The following is a 22768-nucleotide window of genomic DNA, read 5'->3' as shown; positions in this document are numbered from 1 at the left end:
AAGGAACAGGGCCGCGAGCTTTCCGCTCGCGGCCCTGTTTCGCGTTACGGGGCTCGCATTTAGTCCTCTAAACGCGAGGGTTCGCGTGAGTGGGCAGCCAACTCGCGGTGAGGCCCCTACCGCACGCGTGTCGCCCGTCCAGTCACGCGTGTCGTCCGTCCGATCACGTGAAGTACCGAGTCGGCGGATGGGTCACGAGTGGCGACTGGGTTCTGGCTGCGGTTGCTCGTGGGTGCGGTCCGTGAAGGGCCCCTTGCCTACCCTGAAGGTAGGGAAGGAGTCCTTCACGGACTTCAAGCGGCTCAGGACTCCATGGCCTTGACGAGCGAAGCGGGCCGCAGGTCCGTCCAGTTGGTCTCGACGTACTCGAGGCACGCGGGACGCGAGGCCGGGCCGAACTTCGTGGTCCAGCCCGCCGGGACCTCGACGAACTCGGGCCACAGGCTGTGCTGTCCCTCGTCGTTGACCAGCACCAGGTACGTGCCGTCGGGGTTCTCGAACGGGTTCGTCATGCCTTGTTCTCCTTTGGTGTATCCGGTGAATCAGCCCGGCGGATGAGCGCGTCCAGTGCGGCGAACCAGTCCTCCGCCAGTGCCCGCACCGATCCTTCGGTCAGCACGGCCTCCGGCCAGGTCCAGTGTGCCCCCAACTCGGGGCCGCCAGGGCGGTCCTCGGTCAGGGCGTTGATCGTCAAAGCATGCGAGACCGGCATCCCGTCGTCCGCCCCGAGTTCGGCCGACTCGGCCTCCGCCGCGTACGACCAGTCGGTCTCCTCGGGGACGCCGATCCGGCCCAGGTAGTTGAACTCGATCTGCGGCTTCGCGAATTTCGCGAGTTCGGGGCCGGTGCGCGGGTTGAGGTATCGGAGCACGCCGTGCCCGATCCCCGCGTCCGGCAGGCCGTCGAGGTGTGCCCGAACCCGCTCGAGCGCGACGACGGCGGCGGCCCCGCCCGCGAAGGCGTCGTCCAGATCGAGGTCGCCCAAGTCGAGGCAGACCGGCACGACGCTGGTGAACCAGCCGACCGTCCGCGAAAGATCCGCGCCACCGGCCAGTTCCTCTTCGCGGCCGTGTCCCTCGACGTCGACCAGCACCGCCCGTCCCCCGTCCCGGCGCCACCGGGCGACGGCGAGCGCGAGACCGGTGAGCAGGACGTCGTTGACCGTGGCCCGCAACGCCGACGGAACGCGGGACAGCAGCGGGGCCGTCCGCTCGGCGGGCAGCGTCAGCGACACCTTCCGCACGGTGCCCAGCACGTCCCGCGCGGGGTCGAGCACCCGGTCCAGCGGGATCGGCTCCCCGCCGCCCAGCACCGACTTCCACCGGTCCAGTTCGCCCTCGCGGTCCTGTATGGACAGAGCGCGCGACCACCGCCGGAACGAAGTGTCCACCGAGGACAGCTCCGGCTCACGACCGTCGGCGACCGCGTCCCAGGCGGAGGTGAGGTCCGGCAGCAGGATCCGCCACGAGACCCCGTCGACGGCCAGGTGATGGATCATCAGCAGCAACCGTCCTGGCCCGGCCGATCCCGCGTCGAACCACGTCGCGCTCAGCATCACGCCCGCGTCCGGGTCGAGCCGGGCCCGGGTCGGTTCCGCGTGCCGTTCGATCAGCGCCGGCAGATCGCCCACGACCTCGACACGTTCGACGACGACGTCGACCGATCCGGCCACCCGGAGCGCCCAGCCCGGCACCGACCGGTCGAGCCGCGCCCGCAGCATGTCGTGCCGCGCGACGACCGCGCCGAGAACGGTCTCCAGCTGCTCGGCGGTCATCCCGGACGGCGTGCGCAGCAGGGCCGCCTGGTGGTAGCCGTCGATCGGCCCACCGAGTTCGCGCAGCGCGTGCATGATCGGCGTCGGCGTGATCACGTCGTCGTCCGCCAGGCTCTCGGCGACCTCGGCCAGCGCCGCGACCGTCCGGCGCGCGAACACCTCGTGCGGCGTGATCTTCAGCCCGGCCGCGCGAGCCCGGCTGACCAGCCGCATGGCGACGATACTGTCCCCGCCGAGGGCGAAGAAGTCGTCGTCGGCGCCGAGTTCCGGTACGTCGAGCACCTCCGCGAAGAGTGCGCACAGCGCCTTCTCTCGCGCGGTCTCGGGCGCCCGGCCGCCGGTCAGCTCCGCGTAGTCCGGCGCGGGCAGCGCCTTGCGGTCCAGTTTCCCGTTGGACAACACCGGAAGCGCGTCGAGCGCCACGAACGCCGCCGGGACCATGTACTCCGGAAGCCTTTCGGCGGCGAATCGCCGCAGGTCCGCGCGATCCACAGTGGACACCACGTAGGCCACCAGCTGCTTGACCCGCGGACGGTCCTCCCGCACCAGCACGACAGCCTGTGCGACGTCGTCGTGCCGCTCGAGCACCGCTTCGATCTCGCCCGGTTCGACCCGGAACCCGCGGATCTTCGCCTGGTCGTCGGCGCGCCCGCCGAAGTCCAGCCTGCCGTCCGAGGTCCAGCGGGCGAGGTCACCGGTGCGGTACATCCGTGCGCCCGCCGGGCCGAACGGATCCGCCACGAACCGCTCCGACGTCAGCGCCGCACGCCCGAGGTAGCCCCGGGCGAGACCGGAACCGGCGAGGTACAGCTCACCGGTGACGCCGGGCGGGACCGGTCGCAGCGACGCGTCCAGCACGTAGGCGCGGGTGTTCGCGACAGGACGCCCGACCAGCGGATTCTCACTGTCGCCGATCCGCGCGACCAAAGCGTCCACTGTGGACTCCGTTGGACCGTACAGGTTGAAGGCGTCGGTTCCGTCCAAAGTGGCCAGACGGCGCCACAGGTTCTCGGGCACCGCCTCGCCACCGACTCCGATCACGGCCAGCGGGCACCGGTCTCCGTCGAGCAGGCCCGCCTCCGCCATCTGCGCGAAGAACGACGGCGTGACCTCGATGAAGTCGAAACCGTCCCGGTCGATCATCGCGGCCAGCAGTTCCGGGTCGCGACGGGTCTCTTCGTCCACGATGTGCACGGCATGCCCGTCGAGCAGCCACAGCTGTGGCTGCCAGGAGGCGTCGAACGAGAAGGACCACGCGTGCCCCACCCGCAGATGCGGCTTGCCGGTGGCCTCGACCGCGGGCCGGTGCAACGTGGCGCGGTGGCTGTGGAACAGGTTCACCACACCGCGATGCGGGACGACGACCCCCTTCGGCGTCCCCGTCGAACCGGACGTGTAGATCACGTACGCCGGATGTTCCGGATCGAGCGGGCGAACGCGATCCCGATCGGTCAGATCGTGCGCCGACCGATCTTCGATGACGAGCGCGCACAACACCAGCGTCTCGATCTCGTTCCTGGGCAGCGACTCCAGCAGTTCGGGCTCGGTCAGGATCAGCTTCGGCCGCGCGTCGGCCAGCATCGCGGCCAGCCGATCCGCCGGATACTCCGGGTCGAGCGGCAGGTACGCCGCCCCCGCCTTGTGGACCGCGAGGATCGCCAGCAGCACGTCCGCCGAACGCGGCAGTGCCAAGGCGACGAAGTCCTCGGGACCCACACCGTGGGCGACCAGTGCCCTGGCGAGCCGGTTGGCGCGCTCGTTCAGCTCGGCGAACGACCAGGCGACCGCTCCGGACACCACCGCCGTCTCGCCGGGCGAACGCCGGGCCTGTTCCTCGAACAGACCGGCCACGGTGGACGGTTCGACGGCGAGCGCCGTGCCGTTCCACTCGTGGACGATCCGGTCGAGGTCGGCCTCGGCCAGGATGCCGACCCTGCCGACCGGAGTGTCCACATCGGACACCATCGCGGCGAGCACCCGCTCCATCGCGACCGGAAGCCGCTCCGGCAGACCTGCGTCGAACAGATCGGAGCGGTACTCGGCGGTGAGCTTCAGCCGCGCGCCGGGTTCCACCGCCCAGGTGAGCGGATAGTGCGTGGAGTCCTCGTGGCGCACGATCTCCCCGCGCAACCCGGCTCCGGTCTCGTCCTCCGCCGCGCCCGGATAGCTCTCGAACACCATCAGCGTGTCGAACAGCTCCCCCAGCCCGGCACCGCGCTGGATGTCGGTAAGCCCGAGGTGCTGGTGCGCGAGCAGACCGGACTGCTCGTCCTGGACCCGGTCCAGCAGCGCGCCCAGCTTCTCGGCGGGGTCGATCGTGATACGTACCGGGATCGTGTTGATGAACAGGCCGATCATCGTCTCGACCCCGGCCAGCTCGGGCGGGCGCCCGGCGACCGTCGCGCCGAACACGACGTCGGAACGGCCGGTCAGCTTGCCGAGCACGATGCTCCACGCCGTCCGGACGAGGGTGTTCAGCGTCAGCCCCCGCGAACGGGCGAGTCCGGCCAGCGCCTGTGTCGCCTGCTCCGGCAGTTCCAGGGACGAGCGGTCCGGCAGCGCCGGAGTCCGCTGCGGGTCGTGCGGGACGACGTGGGTCGGCTCTTCCACCCCGTCGAGCGCCCGCCGCCAAGCGGCTTCCGCCGCGTCCCGATCCTGGTCGCCGAGCCAGCCGAGATGGTCGCGGTACTGGCGGGCCGGTGCCACGTCGGCGCCGGCGTACTGCCGGGACAACTCCGCGAACAGCCGCGGAACCGACCAGCCGTCGAGCAGGACATGCTGATGGGTGAACACCAGCCGGTGCCCTCCCGACGGCAGAGCCAGCAGCAGGAAGCGCAGCACCGGCGCGGCCGCCGGATCGAAGCGGCGCCGGTCATGGGCCATTTCCGCCTCGACGTCGCCCGCCGACTCCACGAAACGCCAGGGAACCGTGACCGAGCGCGCCACCAGAGCGACAGGACGCCCCGAGGCGAGGTAGCGGTATCCGGTGCGCAGGACGGCGTGCCTGTCGACGAGTGCCTGAGCGGCATCGCGCAGCCGGGCGGGCTCGAGTGGTCCGTCGAGATCGAAGGACACCTGCACGGTGTAGACGTCGGGCCCGTCGCCGTCCATCGTCGCGTGGAAGAGCAGCCCCGCCTGCAACGGCGTCAGCGGCCACACCTCCGCGGTATCCGGTGCGACGTCGAGGATCTCGGTGCGTTCGACGGGATCGAGATCCACCAACGGCTTCCCGCTCGCCGACCCGGGCGCGTCGAGCCGCACCGAACTGACCTCGGCCAAGCCGGCGACGGTCCGGTGCCGGAAGACGTCACGCGGGCTGAGCAGCAACCCGGCGCTCCGCACGCGGCCGACCAGTTGCATCGCGACGATGCTGTCACCGCCGAGGCGGAAGAAGTCGTCGTGGACGCCGACCTTCTCCAGCCCGAGGACACCGGCGACGAGCGACGCGAGCAGTTCCTCGCGCGGCGTGCGCGGGGCGTCGCCGGAGACCGCACCGGCGAAGTCCGGGGCGGGGAGCGCCTTGCGATCGAGCTTCCCGTTGGGCGTCAACGGGAATTCGTCCAGCACCACGAACGCCGACGGCACCATGTACTCCGGCAGCGAAGTTTCCGCCAGCCGCCGGGTGGCCTCGATGTCGGCCGCACCGGTCAGGTAGGCGACGAGCCTGCCTTCTCGCAGGACCACCCTGGCGGACAGCACGGACTCGATCTCGCCGAGCTCGATCCGGAAGCCGCGCAGCTTGACCTGGTCGTCGGCGCGGCCGAGGTACTCGAGCGCCCCGTCGGCACGCCACCGCGCGAGATCGCCCGTGCGGTACATCCGCTCCCCCGCCTCGAACAGGTTCGCCACGAACCGTTCGGCGGTCAGCCCCGGCCTGCCGAGGTAACCGCGCGCGAGTTGCGCCCCGGCCAGGTACAGCTCGCCCGCCACCCCCGGCGGTACGGGCTGGAGCCGGGCGTCCAGGACGTGGACCCGCGTGTTCCACACAGGACGTCCGATGGGGACGGTGTCGTCGGAGACCTCCCAGGAGGTGACGTCCACCGAAGCCTCTGTCGGCCCGTAGAGGTTGTACAGCGGGACCTCGACGCGCGCGGCCACTTCCGGCGGCAGTGCCTCGCCGCTGCACAGGACCCGGCGGACGCCGTGCCACCGCGGGGTCTCGGCGAGGAACGCCTCCAGCATCGACGGGACGAAGTGCAGGGTCGTGATCCGCTGGTCGCGGATCAGTTCCGCCAGATAGACCGGATCCTTGTGCCCCTCGGGTTTGGCGACCACGAGCGTCGCACCAGTCAGGAGCGGCCAGAAGAACTCCCACACCGACACATCGAAACTCGACGGCGTCTTCTGCAAAACACGATCATCGGCCACGAGACCGTACTCCGCCTGCATCCACAACAGACGGTTCACGATGCCCTCGTGAGGCACGACAACACCCTTCGGGCGCCCCGTCGAGCCCGACGTGTAGATCACGTACGCCGGAGACGACGGATCCACGACCCGCCCCAGGTTCTCCCCGGAGAAGCCGTCCACAACGGGCAACTCGTCGAGAACGACCGCCGGAGCGGCGTCTTCGAGCATGAAGGCCAACCGATCGGCCGGGTAGTCCGTGTCGAGTGGCAGATAGGCGCCACCCGCCTTGTGGATCGCATACAGCGCGACGACCAGGTCGAGCGAGCGTGGCAGTGACACCGCCACCACCGACTCCGCGCAGACTCCCTGCTCCACCAGCCACCGCGCCAGGCGATTCGCCCGCGCGTTGAACTCGGCATATGAAAGCTCAGCACCCTCGCACACCACAGCGGTTGCCCCCGGAGTGCGCGAAACCTGCGCCTCGAACAACTCCGGCAGCGTCACCGCCGGGACGTCGTGCGAGGTCTCGTTCCACCGCGTGAGCAGCGCGTGTTCGTTTTCGTCGACGACATCGAGCGCGCCGACCGGGACAGTGGAGTCGTCGGCCACCTGCTCCAGGACGGCGACCAGCCGCCGTGCGAATCCTTCGGCCGTCGCGTGATCGAACAGGTCTGCGCTGTATTCGATGGCGCCCGAGATCCCGTCGGTGTTCTCCAGGAAGCCGAATTCGAGGTCGAACTTGGCGACGCCCTGCGCGAAGTCCTCCTGGTGCGCGCGGAGGCCGGGCAGCCTCAGCTCTTCCCCTGGTTCCGGCAGGTACACCACCATCACCTGGAACAACGGGTGCCGGGCCAGCGAACGTTCCGGGTTGACGGCGTCGACCAGGCGCTCGAAGGGCAGGTCCTGGTGTTCGAAGGCGGCCAGATCCGTCGCGCGCACGCGCGAGAGCAGGTCACCGAAAGCCGGATCGCCGGAGAGGTCGGTGCGCAGGACGAGCGAGTTGACGAAGAAGCCGACCAGTGGCTCCAGCCGCTCGTCGGTGCGGCCGGAACTCGGCGCGCCCAGCGGGATGTCGTCCCCGGCGCCCAGCCGGTGCAGCAGCACCGCGACCGCGGCCTGCGCCAGCATGAACATGCTGACGTCGTGCCGCCGGGCGACCTCGCGCAGACGTCCGGTGAGCGCGGAGCCGATCGGGAAGGTGACGAGGCCGCCCCGGTGACTCGACTCGGCAGGACGCGGCCGGTCCGTGGGCAGGGCCAGCTCGTCCGGCAGGCCCGTCAACGCTTGCCGCCAGAACTCGAGGTGCCCGGAGGCCGTCGAGTCGAGCAGTTCCCGTTGCCACAGGGCGTAGTCCGCGTACTGGACCGGCAGATCCGTCCACTGTGGCCTGTCGCCGGTCAGGCGAGCCTCGTATGCCGTGGCGAGGTCGGCCATCAGCGGCCCTTGGGAACCTTCGTCCGTCGCCACGTGGTGCAGCACCAGCAGCAGGACATGTTCGCGCGGCGACACGGCGAAGACCGTGACCCGGATCGGGAGGTCCTCGTCGAGAGCGAATCCACGACCGGCTTCGGCGGACATCTGCGCCGACAGATCGACGGCCTCGGCGAACACGACGTCCGGCCGCGCGCCGGTGAGGATCCGCTGCGAGACGGCGTCTTCCTCCTCCACGAACACGGTCCGGAGCGTTTCGTGCCGCTCGGCGAGGTCGCCGATCGCCGCACGCAGCGCGTCCGCGTCCAGCTCGCCGTGCAGGCGCCAGGCGAGCGGGATGTTGTAGGTGGGGGTGACCCCTTCGAGCCGGTACAGGAACCACAACCGTTGCTGCGCGGGCGAAAGCGGCAGCACGTCCGGCCGGGTTCCCGCGCTCAGGACCGGCTGCGCCGACGGTCCCGCGAGCCGTTCCGCCAGTGCGGCGACCGTGGGGGCGTCGAAGACGTCGCGGACCGACACCGTGGCGTCCAGGCTCGCCGAGATCCGGCTGACCAGGCGCATCACCAGCAGCGAATGCCCGCCGAGTGTGAAGAAACCGTCATCGATGCCGACCCGCTCGACGCCGAGCACCTCGGCGAACAGGGCGCACAAGGCCTCTTCCCGCGAGTTCCGCGGCTCGCGCCCTTCCGCGGCCGCGAACTCGGGTGCGGGGAGCGCCTTGCGGTCGAGTTTGCCGTTGGGTGTCAACGGGATCTCGTCGAGCACGACGAACGCCGACGGCACCATGTGCTCGGGCAGCTTCGCGGCCACCGCGTCACGCAGTCCGGTTTCGGAGCCGACGACGTAGGCCACCAATCGGTCTTCGCGAGCGACCACCACGGCACGCGTGATGGATTCGACAGAGGTCAGGGCAGCCTCGACTTCACCGAGTTCGACCCGGAAGCCGCGGATCTTGACCTGGTCGTCGACGCGGCCCAGGAACTCCAGGACACCGTCGGTGGACCAGCGCGCGAGGTCGCCCGTGCGGTACATCCTCTCGCCCGCGCCGCCGAACGGGTCGGCGATGAAGCGCTCGGCGGTCAGCCCGGGCCGGGCCAGGTACCCGCGTGCGAGCTGCACCCCGGCGAGGTAGAGCTCCCCGGGGGCACCCGGCGGGACCGGGTTCAACCGCGCGTCCAGCACGTACGTCCGCGTGTTCCACACCGGACGCCCGATCGGGACGGACGGCGTCTTTTCGGCTCCGGCTTGCCAAGCCGTCACGTCGACCGAAGCTTCTGTCGGGCCGTACAGGTTGTGCAGCGGGACATCCACGCGCGCGGCCAGCTCCGAGGGGAGCGCCTCGCCACTGCAGATCACGCGCCGCAGCCCGTCGCAGTCCGCCGTCTCCAAGAACAGCGCGAGCATCGACGGGACGAAGTGGACGGTGGTGATCCCGGCGGTGCGGATCAGCTCCGCCAAGTAGACTGGATCCTTGTGCCCCTCCGGCTTGGCGACGACCAGCGTCGCGCCGGTGAGGAGCGGCCAGAAGAACTCCCACACCGACACATCGAAACTCGACGGCGTCTTCTGCAAAACACGATCATCGGCCGTGAGCCCGTATTCGTCCTGCATCCAGAGCAACCGGTTCACGATGCCCTCATGGGGCACCACAACACCCTTGGGACGACCTGTCGAACCGGACGTGTAGATCACGTACGCCGGAGACGACGGATCCACGACCCGTCCCAGGTTCTCCCCGGAGAAGCCGTCCACAACGGGCAACTCGTCGAGAACGACCGCCGGAGCGGCGTCTTCGAGCATGAACGCGACGCGATCCGCGGGATAGTCGCGGTCGACGGGCAGGTAAGCGCCGCCGGCCTTGTGCACCGCGTACAACGCGACGACCAGATCGAGCGACCTCGGCAGCGACACCGCCACCACCGACTCGGCGCCCACCCCCTGTTCGACCAGCCACCGCGCCAGGCGATTCACCCGCGCGTTGAACTCGGCATACGAAAGCTCAGCACCCTCGAACACCACAGCGATCGCACCCGGCGTCCGCGAAACCTGCGCCTCGAACAACTCCGGCAGGGTCGCCGCCGGGACTTCCTGAGCCGTGCGGTTCCACTCGGTCACCCGGGCGAGCTCGTCGCCGAGGAGGACGTCGAGCGTGCCGACCGGACGGGCCGGATCCACCGTGACCTGCGCGAGTACCGAAGTGAGCCGGGCCAGCAGCCGCTCGGCCGTCTCCTCGTCCGCGAGGTCTTCGGCGTACTCCAGCATGAGCGTGGCGGTGTTCTCGGCGTCGACCATCGTGAAATGCAGGTCGAACTTCGCCATCCCGGTGTCCATCTCGAACCACTCGGCGGGCAGGCCGAGCACGTCGTGGGCGCCGGTCTGCCGGTGGTAGCCCACCATCACCTGGAACAGCGGGTTACGCCCCGGCACCCGGGGCGGGTTCAGCTCCTCGACGACGTGCTCGAACGGCAGGTCACCGTGCGAGAACGCGGCGAGATCCGCCTCACGCACCCTGTCGAGCAATGCGGCGAACGTCGGCTCGCCGGAGAGATCGGTGCGCAGTACCAGCGTGTTCACGAAGAACCCGACGAGATCGTCGAGCGCCGCGTCGGTGCGCCCGGCGATCGGGGCACCGAGCGAGATGTCGTCTCCCGCGCCGGTCCGGTGCAGTAGGGCGGCAACCGCCGCCTGGAGCACCATGAACGGGCTCGCCCCCGCTTTCGCCGCGAGGTCACGCACGGCGGCCGACAGCTCCCCGGACAGCGGGGATTTCACCTTTCCGCCCTTGCCGGTCGGCCGGAGCGGACGCGGGCGGTCCAGCGGCAGCGTCACCTCGTCCGGCGCGCCGCGCAGGGATTCGGCCCAGTAGGCGACCTGTGCGGCGCCGCGCTGGTCGAGGAAATCTCGCTGCCACAGCGCGAAGTCCGCGTATTGCACCGGGAGGTCCGTCCACAAGGGACTTCGGCCTTCGAGCCGGGCCTGATAGGCCGACGTCAGATCGCCCAGGAACGGACGGTCGGACCACTCGTCGGTCGCGCTGTGGTGCAGGACCAGTGAGATCACCTGGTCGCCGTCGCCGAGCCGCAAGACCCGCAGCCGGACCGGGATCTCGCGGGCCAAATCGAACGGCGTCCGCGAAAGCTCGGCGATCCGGGCATCCAGCCCGGCCTCGTCACAGTCCTCGACGGCGAACGGGAGCTCCGGCGCGTCGAGAACGCGCTGATAGGGCTCCCCGTCCTGCTCGGCGAACACGGTCCGCAGGACTTCGTGCCTGCCGAGAACGTCGCCGAGCGCGGCACGCAGGGCTTCGAGGTCGAGACTTCCCCGGAGCCGGAAGGTCAGCGGGAAGTTGTAGGCGACCGCGTTCGCTTCCATCCGGTCGACGAGCCAAAGGCTTCGCTGGGCGGACGACAACGGGATCCGCTCGGGGCGCTCGGCGCGGACGACCGGCGGCCGCGCCGGTTCGCCATCACCCGCGCGAGCGGCCAGTTCCGCGACCGTCGGTGCCTCGAACAGGTCACGGATGGCCAGTTCGGCCCCGAGTTCGGTCCTTGCCCGGCTGATGAGCCGGGTGGCGAGCAGCGAATGGCCGCCGAGGTCGAAGAAGTTGTCCTCGACGCCGACCTCGTCCAGACCGAGGACCTCGGCGAAGAGCGCGCACAGCGTCTCCTCCCCGGCTGTTTCGGCGGGGCGGCTTTCGGCGAGCCGCACCGCCTGATCGGCCTCCGGCAGCGCCCGGACGTTGAGCTTGCCGTTGTCGGTCAACGGCAGGGCGCCCAGCGTGACGAACGCGGCCGGGACCATGTAGTCCGGCAGTTCCGTCTTGAGCCTGTCCCGCAGGCGTTGCACCAGTTCGCCGCCGCCGCGGGCCGCGGTCGGGCTCGTGGCGTACTTGGCGAGGTTCGTACCGATCGAAACCGGCTGGTGGACACCGGTGACCAGCGCGTCCGGCTGTCCCTTGTGGACGAACACCGCTTCGAAGGTGCCCTCGGCCGACCAAGTGGCGTACACCCCGAACCCGAGCCTGTGCCCGAGTTCGTGCACGTCCTCGGGCTCGACCCCGCCGCGGGCACGGAACAAGTCCAGGACGTCGACGAGCGGGGCGCCGGCGTCGAGCGCGTGCGTCGCGTCGACCTCCGGCGCCTGCCGGGCGTCCGGGATCCGGCTCACGCGCAGCGTTTCCGCGTCGGTGAGGCGCTCTTCCAACACAGCGAGCGAGCCCACCTCGTCCCAGGACAGCCGGGGCGCCTGCGCGACCGGCAGGGTCCCGGCCGGTTCCTTGACCAGGACGGCGTCGTAGCGGTACCGGCTCAGCTCGTTGTGCAGCCGGGCCCGTTTGATCCGGACCTGCGCGACGACCTCCGGCAGCCGCCGCGCGAGCGCGGTGAAGTAGTCCGGGTCGATCAGCAGTTCCTTCTCCAGCGCGACACCGCGTTCGATCGCCCGCCGCACCTGGGCGACGTCGGACGTCGCGTCGGCACGGGTGAGCTGGATGGCGGTGTGGAAGGCGCGGGCGAGGCGCAGGTTCCGGACGTCGCCGACGAACAGCGCGCCGCCGGGAGCGAGCAGGCCGATCGCCTTCGTGATGACGTCGGTCAGGTAGTCGACGCTCGGGAAGTACTGGATGACGGAGTTGATCACGATCGTGTCGAACCGCCCGGCGGGCAGGCCGTCGAACACGTGCGCCGGCTGGGCACGCAGGTTCACCTTCGCCGCCAGCGCCGGATCCCGTTCCAGCTCCCGGTTCAGCTTCGCGATCACCGGCGCGGCGAGGTCGGTGCCCCAGTACTCCCGCGCGAGCGGCGCGATCTGCCCCATCAGCAGGCCGGTGCCGACACCGATCTCGAGCACCCGTTCCGGCTTGAGCTCGGCGATCCGCTCCACGGTCGCCCGCCGCCATTCCCGCATGTGCTCCAGCGGGATCGGGTCACCGTCGTAGCTGGAGTCCCAGCCCGCGAAGTCCTCGGTGAACAGGGCCGTCGGGATCTCGGTGTACTCGTCGGAGTAGATCTGCCGCCATTCGCCGACCTGGTCGGCCTCCGCCTCGGCCCGCGCGTCCCCACTCAGCTCGGCGGGCACGACGTACCCGATGAGCCGCTGCAGACCGGGCGCCGACGGATCGGGCCGCGCGAGGACGGCGGCCTGCGCGACCTCCGGGTAGCGGCTGAGCGCGGTCTCGATCTCGCCGAGTTCGACGCGATAGCCGCGGATCTTCACCTGGTCGTCGGTCCGGCCGAGGAAGTCGAGGTTCCCGTCCGCGCGGCGGCGCACCAGGTCGCCGGTGCGATACATCCGCCCGCCACCAGGGACGAACGGGTCGGCGACGAACCGTTCGGCGGTCAGGCCGGGGCGGCCGAGGTAGCCCCGGGCCAGGCCCTCGCCCGCGATGTAGAGCTCACCGGCGACCCCGTCCCGGACCGGCCGGAGCCAGGCGTCCACGATGTAGGCGCGGGTGTTCCAGATCGGCTTGCCGACGGTCGGGGTGTCGCTGTCGGTGGTCCCGCCGCCGAGCGTGTTGATGGTGTACTCGGTGGGGCCGTACAGGTTGTAGCCGTAGGTGCCGTCGGTGTCCCGCAGCCGGTTCCAGACCGACTCCGAAACCGCCTCGCCGCCGAGCAGCACGAGCGCGGGCCGGTGCCCGTCCAGGAGCCCTTCTTCGATGAGCAGGTGCGCGTACGTCGGGGTCACGTTGACGACGTCGACCTCGTGCTCGTCGCAGTACGCCACGAGCGCCCGCGCGTCCCGCCGCAGTTCCTCGTCACAGACATGGACCTCGTGCCCCTCGACCAGCCACAGCAGCTCTTCCCAGGACATGTCGAAGGCGAACGACACGGTGTGCGCGATCCGCAGCCGCCGTCCCCCCGCCGACGCGATGGCCGGGGCGAAGATCGCGCCCTGGTGGTTGAGCTGCATGTTCGTCAGGCCGCGATACGGCGTGACGACGCCCTTGGGTTTGCCCGTCGAGCCCGACGTGTAGATGACGTAGGCCGGATGCTCCAGGCGATCCGCGCGGCCCCGGGCGAACGACGGGCGTTCGGCGTCGGAGATCGGGCCGCCGCCGAACACCCTGTCCTCGTGCTCGTCCACGAGAACCCGGGGCGTGGCGTCGGGCAGCGTCGCCGAGACGTCCTTTGTGGACACCAGGCACAGCGGTGCCGCGTCCTCCAGCATCACCGCCAGCCGGTCGGCCGGGTAGTCGAGCTCCAGCGGCAGGTACGCCGCGCCGGTCCGCAGCACTGCGAACAGTGCGACGACCATGTCGATCGACCGCGGCAGGCCGAGCGCGATCACCTGTTCCGGCGCGGCGCCCTTCGCCAGCAGCAACCGGGCCATCCGGTTGATGCGGGCGTCGAGTTCCGCGTAGGTCAGCTGTTCCGCGCCGAACACGAGGGCCGTCGCGTCCGGGGTCCGCTCGGCCTGAACGGCAAGCAGGTCCGCGATCGTGTCCTCGATCACCGGGTGCGCGGCCTCGGCCCAGCCCGCCTCCAGCGCGGCACGGTCCTCAGTGGACACCGTCGCGAGCGCGGCGACCGGTTTCGCGGGATCGTCGACGATCTGCGCCACGAGCGAGGTGAACCGCCCCAGCACCGACGCTGCCTCGGCGGCGTCGATCACGTCGTCCCGGTAGGACAGCGTGATCCGGATTTCCTCGCCCGGCGTCACCACCAGGGTCAGCGGATAGTGCGTCGCGTCGATGTTGAGCAGGTCGGTGATGCCGTGCCGGTGGCGGAGGCCGTCGCGCCGCTCGTCACCGTCGGCGTTGCGCAGCACGAAGAGCGTGTCGAACAGGACGCGATGCCCGGCCTCCCTTTGCAGGACACCGAGGCTCATGAATTCGTACGGGGTCAGATCCATCCGCTCGGACTGCACACGCCGCACCAGGTCCAGGACGGACTCGCCCGCGTCGAGCCGCACCCGGGTGGGCACGGTGTTGAGGAACAGGCCGATGGTGTTCTCGATCTCGGGCACGGCGGCGGGCCTACCCGCCACGGCGGCGCCGAAGACGACGTCGTGCCGTCCGGTCATGGTCGACAGGACCAGGCCCCAGACGGCGTTGAGCACGGAGTTGACGGTCAGGCCGTGCCGCCGGGCCTGTTCACGCAGCCCCCGGCTGAGGTCGCCGGGCAGCACGGTGTCCAGGTTGACCGGGGTCGCCGGGACCAGGTCACGGCCCTCCGGTCCGATGACGGTCGGCTCCGCGAGCCCGGAGAGTGCCTCGCGCCACGCCCCGGTGGCTGTCTCGATGTCCTGCCGGTCCAGCCAGCGCAGGAAGTCCACATAGGACCCCGCCGCGGGCAGCGTCCGGTCGTCCCCGCCGAGTTCGTACAGCGCGAACAGCTGCTCGATGAAGAGCCAGGCGGACCAGCCGTCCCAGAGCAGCAGGTGCCGGTTCAGCACCACACGATCGCGTCCGTCCCCGAGCCGCACCAGCTTCAGGCGGAACAACGGCGGGGCACCGAGGTCGAACCGCGTCGCGCGGTCCTCGGCCATCAGTTCGTCGAGCCTTGCCCGTTGCTCGTCCTCGGGCAGCGCCGAAAGATCCACTTCGGACAGCGGGGGTTCGACGTCGGCCGCCACGAACTGGACCGGCCCCCGCAGCCCCTCGCTGGTGAAACCGGCGCCGAGACTCGGGATCCGGCGGAGCAGCGCGGACACCGCCGACCGCAGCCGATCGGCGTCCAGGCGGTGGTCGAAGTCGATCGCCTCCTGGATCGTGTAGATGTCGACCCGGTCGGAGTTGTAGCTGGAGTGGAAGAACAGGCCTTCCTGGAGCGGCGACAACGGCCAGACGTCGGCGACCGGCACCGGGCTGAACCGCTCGACGCGGGCGATCTCCTCCTGGGTCAGCGACACCAGTTCGAGGTCGGACGGCGTGAGCCCCACCGGCGCGTTCGTGTCCACCGACGCCAGATCGGCCAATGCGGCCGCCCAGCGATCGGCGAGCGTTCCCGCCGGCCCCGCGAACTTCGCCGTCAGCCGTGGCCCGTCCTCGGTGTCCTCGCAGGCGACCCCGATCCGCAAGACGTGGTCTCCGGGCGGGGGCACCGCCGCGTACCCGGCGACCTGCCACTCCCCCGGCCCGGCCGGGATCCGCCCGTCGTACCGCAGGGCGATCCGCGGTTTCGCCAGCCCGGCGAGGAGCGGCCCCGCCTGAGCATCGAGGTAACGCAGCGGACCGTAGCCCTCGGGCGTCTTCCGGACGGTCTCTTTGACCGCCTTGAGCATCGCGAGCGGTTCGCCGGTCGCGGTGATCCGCACCGGGCGGGCCGACGTCAGCGCGCCGACGGTGTCCGAGTCGTCCACCCGGCCATGGAGGTCGACGAGGAGGTCGCCATCGACAGCGGCTTTCAGCGCCGTCAAGAGGACATCGGTGACGTCGCCGTGCACGGCGGACGGCAGCGACCCGACGAGCGTCCGAGTGTCCTCGATGGACAGAGTGATCCGGCGTTCGACGACTTCGCCGTCGGCGGGAAGCTCGTAGGCGCCAGGCGCCAAAGTTCCGGCCCAGTGCTCGATTTCGCCGAGCAGCGCGGGGTCCTGCGCCGCCTCGGAGATCCCGCGGGCGATCGCCCGCAGCGACGTCCGCACCGGCGTGAACACCGGAGCGTGGCCGCCGGTCGCGGCTTGCCAGGCGATCGCGAGATCGGCCGCCAGTGTCGTCAGGCTCCGCGCGTCCACCAGGACCGGATGCGCGACCAGCAGAAGCCGGCCCGGCTCCTCGAACCACACGGCCTGCAGCAGGTTGTCTGCCAGCCTGTCCTTGGCGCCCTGGTATTCGGCATCGAGAGAGTCGCCCGCGCGGCGGAGCAGATCCGTCGCCTGAACCGTCCCTTGTGGACGGATCTCGAGCGACCACAGCACCGACGCGACCCGTGACAGCTCGAGCCGCAGGCCGTCGTGGTGGTCGAGCACGAGCTGCAGGGCAGCGGCGAGCGTCTCGACATCGGTCCCGGACGGCACGGTCAGCAGCACGGACTCCGGCTGTACGGCGGAGCCCAGTTCCCGCAACCGCAGCACTTCGGGCAGGAGAGGCAGCGCGCCGACACCGTCGACGTCGGCGACCGGCTCGGACCGCGCACCGGAAGCGGCGAGCGCCGCCGGGGTCCGGAGTTCGAAGACGTCCTTGGGGCTCAGTTCGAACCCCGCCCGCCGGGCACGGCTCGACACGGCGATCGAGGAGATGCTGTCGCCGCCCAGCAGGAAGAAGTCACCGTCGGCGCCGACGGCGTCCAGCCCGAGGACGTCCGCGAAGATCCGCGCGAGGGCGCGTTCCCGCTCGTTCTCCGGTGTGGCCGCGGGCTGCCCGATCTCGTGCGCGGGCAGCGCGCGGACATCCAGTTTTCCGCTGGGAGTCAAGGGGAACTCGTCGACGACCACGAACGAGTGCGGGACCATCGGAGCGGGCAACGCCTCACTCACCGCGGCACGCAGCCGCTCCGGATCCGCGCCACCGGCCGCATAGCCGATGAGCTTGCCGTCGTTCACCACGACCGCGGCGGCCGTGACCTCCGGCTGCGCGGCGAGGACGGCTTCGATCTCACCGAGTTCGATCCGGTTGCCGCGGATCTTCACCTGCCGGTCGGTGCGGCCGAGGTACTCGATCTCACCGTCCGCGCGGCGCCGGACCAGGTCCCCGGTCCGGTACAGCCGCTGCCCCGGCTCGCCGAACGGGTCGGCGACGAAACGTTCGGCGGTCAGCCCGGGCCTTCCGTGGTAGCCGCGCGCCAGCTGGACACCGGCGAGATACAGCTCGCCCGCGACGCCGTCGGGCACCGGGCGGAGGCAGCCGTCGAGGACGTGCGTCCGCGTGTTCCACACCGGACGTCCGATCGGGACGGTGGCGCCCTGGGCGCCGTCGGCGGCGAAGAAGGTCACGTCGACGGCGGCCTCGGTGGGGCCGTAGAGGTTGTGCAGCGGGACACCGGTGAGCGAGCGCCAGCGCACGGCGGTCTCGCCGGTCAGCGCCTCGCCGCTGGAGAACACGCGGCGCAGGGGTCGGGCCCAGCGGAGGTCTTCGACGACGTCCTCGCTGCCGAGGAACGCGGTGAGCATGGACGGGACGAAATGCAGGGTGGTGATCTCCCGGTCCCGGATCACCCGCGCGAGATAGGCCGGATCGCGGTGGCCGTCCGGTTCGGCCAGCACCACCGTGGCGCCTTCGCACAGTGCCCAGAAGAACTCCCACACGGACACGTCGAAACTCGACGGCGTCTTCTGCAGCACACGGTCCGACGCCGTGAGCCGGTACTCGTGCTGCATCCACGCCAGCCGGTTGACGATCGCGCGATGCGTGACCGCCACGCCCTTCGGCCGTCCTGTCGATCCCGACGTGTAGATCAGGTACGCGGTGTCGTCCGGTCCGGCGGCCGCGCCCTGGACGTCCTCGGCGCCGGGCTCGCCGGTCACGGAAACCTGGGTCAGCCCGGCGACGACCGGGATCCGAGCGGCCGTCCCGGGTTCGGAGAGCACGAGACGGGCACCGGAATCCGCGAGCATGTACTCGAGCCGGTCGGCCGGGTAGTCGAGGTCGATCGGCAGATAGGCGGCCCCGGCCTTGAGGACACCGAGGAGGGCGACCATCAGCTCGGCCGACCTCGGCACGGCGACGGCCACGACCTCGTCGGGACCGGCGCCCAGGGAACGCAGCTCGCGCGCCAAGCCCTCCGCGCGCGCGTCGAGGTCCGCATAGGACAGTTCGGTGTCCTTGAACATCACGGCCGTCGCGGACGGTGTCTTCGTGACCTGTTCGGCGAAAGCACCGGCTAGCGTGCGCTCGGGAACCGGATGTGAGGTCGCGTTGAGTTCGGCCAGACGGCCGCGCTCGGCGGGCGACAGCAGGTCGACGGCGGCGACCGGCAGACCGGGAGCCGCGGTCAGCGTTTGCAGCAGCCGGGCGAACCGTTCCGCGAGCTGCCCGGCCGCGACGGCGTCGATCCGGGCGGCGTCGAACTTGAAGCCGAACCCGAGGTCTTCGCCCGGAGTCGCGATCACCGCGACCGGGAAGTGCACCGCGTCGGTGACTTCGACGCCGGTGAGGCGCACGGTTCCGGAGGGATCGGCGCGCTCGTCGTCACGTGGGAAGTTCTCGACGACGACGAGGGTGTCGAACAGTTCTTCCTGCCCGGCACCGGCGATGCGCTGCAGTTCAGCCAGGCCGAGGTGCTGGTGGTCCAGCAGGGCCGCTTGCTCGTCCTGCAGCCGCCGCAGCACGGCGGCGACGGTTTCGGACCCGGACCAGCGCAATCGCACCGGCACCGTGTTGATGTACAGGCCGACCGCCGACTCGAGGCCGGCGGCACCCGTGTCCCGGCCGGAAACCGTGCTGCCGAACAGCACGTCGTCCCGGCCGGTCAGCCCGCCGAGCAGGAGGCCCCAAGCGCCGTGCAGGACGGTGCCGAGGGTGAGCCCGTGCGCGCGGGCCATGGCGGACAACTCCGCCGTCGCCCGCTCGCCGAGGTTCAGATGCACCCGGGACGACCGCCTCTCGGCGGCCGGTGTGTCGATCAGCCGCGTGGGTTCGTCCACTCCGGACAGTGCCATCCGCCAGGCTTCCCGCGAGACCTCGTGATCGCGCGACGCGAGCCGCCGCAGGTGGTCGGTGCGGGAGTCCTGCTCCGGGAGAGGAGCGTCCACACCTGCGTATCCCGCCAGCAGTTCGCGGAGCAGCACCACGACCGACCAGCCGTCGGCGATGATGTGATGGAACGTGAGCGCCAGCTTCGCACGGTCTTCGCCGAGCCGGGTGAAGGTCGCTCGCAGCAGAGGCGGCCGGGCGAAGTCGAACCGGCGCGCGCGATCGGACTCGAAGGCTTCCTCGGCGTCCTCGGCGGTCACTTCACGCCAAGGCAGTTCCGCGCGCCGGGTCACCGTCTGGACGACCTGGCCGCCGTCGAGTTGCCGGAAACCGGACCGCAGCGACGAATAGCGGTCCAGCAGCGCTTGGGTCGACCGCCGCAGCGCGTCGGCGTCGACCGGTCCTTCGAGGTCCAGCACTTCCTGGACCGTGTAGATGTCGGCGGCCGCACCGCCTTCGAACTCCGCGTGGAAGAAGAATCCTTCCTGCAACGGCGTCACGGGCAGGACGTCGGCGTACTCGGCGAGCGACGCGCGTTCCGCGTCGGTCAGCTCCAGCAGTGGCCTCTCGTCCACAGTGGACTCGACCGGCACGGCGCCCGCGCATTCGGCGAGAGCCTCGGGAGTCCGGTGCTGGAACACCTGGCGCGGGGTGATGGCGAGGCCGCGCTCCGCGGCGCCGAGCACCAGCCGGATGGACAGGATGCTGTCCCCGCCGAGGGTGAAGAAGTCGTCATCGGCACCGGCCGAGGCCAGCCCGAGGACCCGCGCGGCGACGTCGCACAGGATCCGCTCCCGCTCGGTGCGCGGCGCGCGGCCGGTGGCGGCGGCGCCGAAATCCGGCAGGGGCAGCGAAGTACGGTCCAGTTTGCCGTTCGGCATGATCGGCAGCCGGTCGAGCACCACGAACGCCGAAGGCACCATGTAGTGCGGCAGCGCCGTTTCCGCGTGGGTGCGCAGATCCTTCAGCAGCGACGGCGATCCGCCCGCCTCCGGGACGACGTAGGCGACGAGGCGCCGGTCCCCCGGTTTCACCTCGCGCGGCACGACGGCGATCCGCTCGACACCGGCGTACGCGGCGAGCGCGGATTCGATCTCCCCCGGCTCGATCCGGAACCCGCGGATCTTGACCTGGTGATCGGTCCGGCCGAGGAAGTCCAGGTCGCCGTCCGCGCGCCAGCGGACCCTGTCACCGGTGCGGTACATCCGCGCGCCGCCACCGGCGAACGGGTCGGCGACGAAACGTTCCGCCGACAGCTCCGGACGTCCGGCGTAACCCCGCGCGAGACCGCGACCGCCGACGTACAGTTCACCTTCGACGCCGACCGGGACCGGCCGCAGCGACGTGTCGAGGACGTAGCAACGGGTGTTCGGATCCGGCCTGCCGATCGGGATGGGCCCGCTCCAGCCGGGTTCGGCCGCCCACAGCGTCGAGTTCACCGTGGCCTCGGTGAGCCCGTACGCGGCGACGACCTTCAGGTCCTCCGCCCAGCGCGCGATCAGTTCGGGCGGGACGGTCTCGGTGCCGACGATCAGCACCGCGCCCTTCGGCAGTTCGCAGTCCGGCGGCAAGGCCGCGACCAGCGACGGCGGCAGGATCATGTGCGTCGCCGCGTTGGCGGCGATGTAACCGGTCAGTTCGACGCCCGCGACCCGGCGGTGCGACGGCACCACGATCAGCGTCCCGCCGACGCACAGGGACATCACCAGATCCCAGACCGTCACGTCGAATCCGGTCGAGGCGAACTGCACCACCCGGCTGTCCTCGCCGATGCCGATCCGTTCGGTCGCCGTGCTGATCAGGCTGCCGATCCCGTCGTGGGACAGGATCACGCCCTTCGGCCTCCCCGTCGAACCCGACGTGTAGATGACGTACGCGGCCTGGTTCAGCGCGATCCCGCTCACGTCCACGGCGGACGGGTCCAGCGCCGCGAGTTCGGCGGCGATCCCCGGATCGTCGAGGAGTACCCGTTCGACGTCCACATCGGACGGGAGCTGTGCGGACTCGTCCTCCGTGGACACCACGATCCGGGCGCCCGCGTGGGACAGCATGTACGAGAGGCGATCCTCGGGATGGTCGAGGTCGAGCGGGAGGTAGGCCGCCCCGGCCTTCATGACGCCCAGGAGCGCGATGACGAGCTCGGCCGAACGCGGCATCGCCACGGCGACGACGTCCTCGTCACCGACACCCCGTTGCCGCAGCAGACGGGCGAGCCGGTTGGCGGCGGCGTCGACCTCGGCGTAGGTCAGCCGGACGTCCTCGCAGACAACGGCCTCCGCGTCCGGTTTCCGCGCCGCGATCCGGGCGAACGCCTCGGGCCAGGACACTTCCGGCGATTCCGCCACGGCGGTCCCGAGCTCCAGCACCTTGGCCCGTTCCTCGGCCGAGAGGAGGTCGATCGCGGCAAGCGGCCGCTCCGGCCGCTGGACCAGGGCGTCCAGCACCGCGGCGAACCGGCGACGGTGTTCGGCGAGCTCCTCGTCGGTGGAGACGGCGCCGTCGGCGTCGAAGTCGAACCTGAGGCCCCGGCCCTCACCCGCGTCGTACACGGCGATGGCGATGTCGCTGATCGGCCCGAGTTCGAGGTTGTGCACCGTGGCGCTCGCGTCGCCGAACGCGAGTTCGCCGTCCACGGCCATGAAGTTGACACTCAGCCCGACGAGTTCGTGGATCCCGCCGCTCGCGCCGAGTTCGCGGGCGAGGTCCTCGCCGCGATACCGGCTGTGGTCCAGCAGCGCGGAGACCTTTCCCGCCACCTGGGCGACGAGCTGCTCCGCCGTCATCTCGGGGCGAACGTCGAGCCGCAGCGGCAGGACGTTGGAGACCATGCCCGGCCGCTCCCGCAGGGCGCGGGTGGTGCGCGCGGTGACCGGCAGGCCGAGGACGAGGTCTTCGGCGCCGGTCACGCGATGGGCGTACGCCGCCACGGCGGCGATCGCGACGCGCGACAGCCTCGTCCCCGTGTCCAAAGCGAACTTCCGCAGCCTGCCGGTCTCCGCCGCGGGCAGCTCCCACGAGTGCCGCCGCAGCTTGATCGGGCCGGACGACGCGCGTCCGAGCAGCCGCACCGGACTCGGCCTGCCCGCGAGTTCACCGAGCCAGTACTCGCGGCCGGCTTCCCCGTCTTCGGCGGCCTCGGCCGGCTCCGAGAGCTGCCAGTCGACCTCCTCCGCGGTACCCGAGTACAGGGCCGCCGCGCGGCGGGTCAGGACGGCCTGCCCGTACGCGTCCATCACCAGATGGTGGTAGCGCTGGAACCAGCGGACCCGGTCCTCGGCCAGAATCAGCAGGGCGTGCCCGGTGAGCGGGCCCCGGCCGAGGTCGGCCACCACGCCCAGTTCGGCCCGCGCCCACTCGTCGGCCGCCCGCTCCGGATCCGGCTCGCGGGTGAAGTCGAGGACGGCGACGTCGCCGGGAGTGCCCGGACGCTGGACCGGCGTGCCGTCCTCCAGCCCGATCGTGACGTGCAGGCACTCCGCTTCCGCGACCGCCCGACGAACGGCGTCACCCAGCCGGGTGAGGTCCAGCTCGCCTCGGAGCTCCGCGACCCAGCCGATCGTGTAGACCGGATCGGCCGGGTCGAGCTGCTGGGCGAGCCAGATCCCCCGCTGTGCCGGGGTCAAGGGAATACCGCGGTTCAT

Annotated in this window: 2 protein-coding genes; both read right to left on the bottom strand. The window is 70.8% G+C overall.

Going from position 1 to position 22768, the window contains the following annotated elements; genetic code table 11:
* Positions 1–302: 302 nt before the first annotated feature.
* Positions 303–512 carry an MbtH family protein gene (locus tag HDA45_RS39855; RefSeq protein WP_125784230.1) on the bottom strand — a complete coding sequence of 70 codons (210 nt, stop codon included), beginning with the start codon at positions 510–512 and terminating at the stop codon, positions 303–305.
* Positions 509–22768 (bottom strand): non-ribosomal peptide synthase/polyketide synthase, encoded by a 22260-nt coding sequence (locus HDA45_RS39850; protein WP_184904393.1) that lies wholly within the window; start codon positions 22766–22768, stop codon positions 509–511. Before HDA45_RS39850 ends, HDA45_RS39855 begins: the two co-directional genes overlap by 4 nt.

The organism is Amycolatopsis umgeniensis (assembly GCF_014205155.1).
Taxonomy (GTDB): Bacteria; Actinomycetota; Actinomycetes; order Mycobacteriales; family Pseudonocardiaceae; genus Amycolatopsis; species Amycolatopsis umgeniensis.
The sequence above is the reverse complement of the archived record's forward strand: the minus strand, read 5'-3'. Positions and strand labels throughout refer to the sequence as shown.

Excerpts from the sequence above, each read along its gene's own strand:
- HDA45_RS39855 (WP_125784230.1), bottom strand. The coding sequence starts at position 512 with ATGACGAACCCGTTCGAGAACCCCGACGGCACGTACCTGGTGCTGGTC.
- HDA45_RS39850 (WP_184904393.1), bottom strand. The coding sequence starts at position 22,768 with ATGAACCGCGGTATTCCCTTGACCCCGGCACAGCGGGGGATCTGGCTC.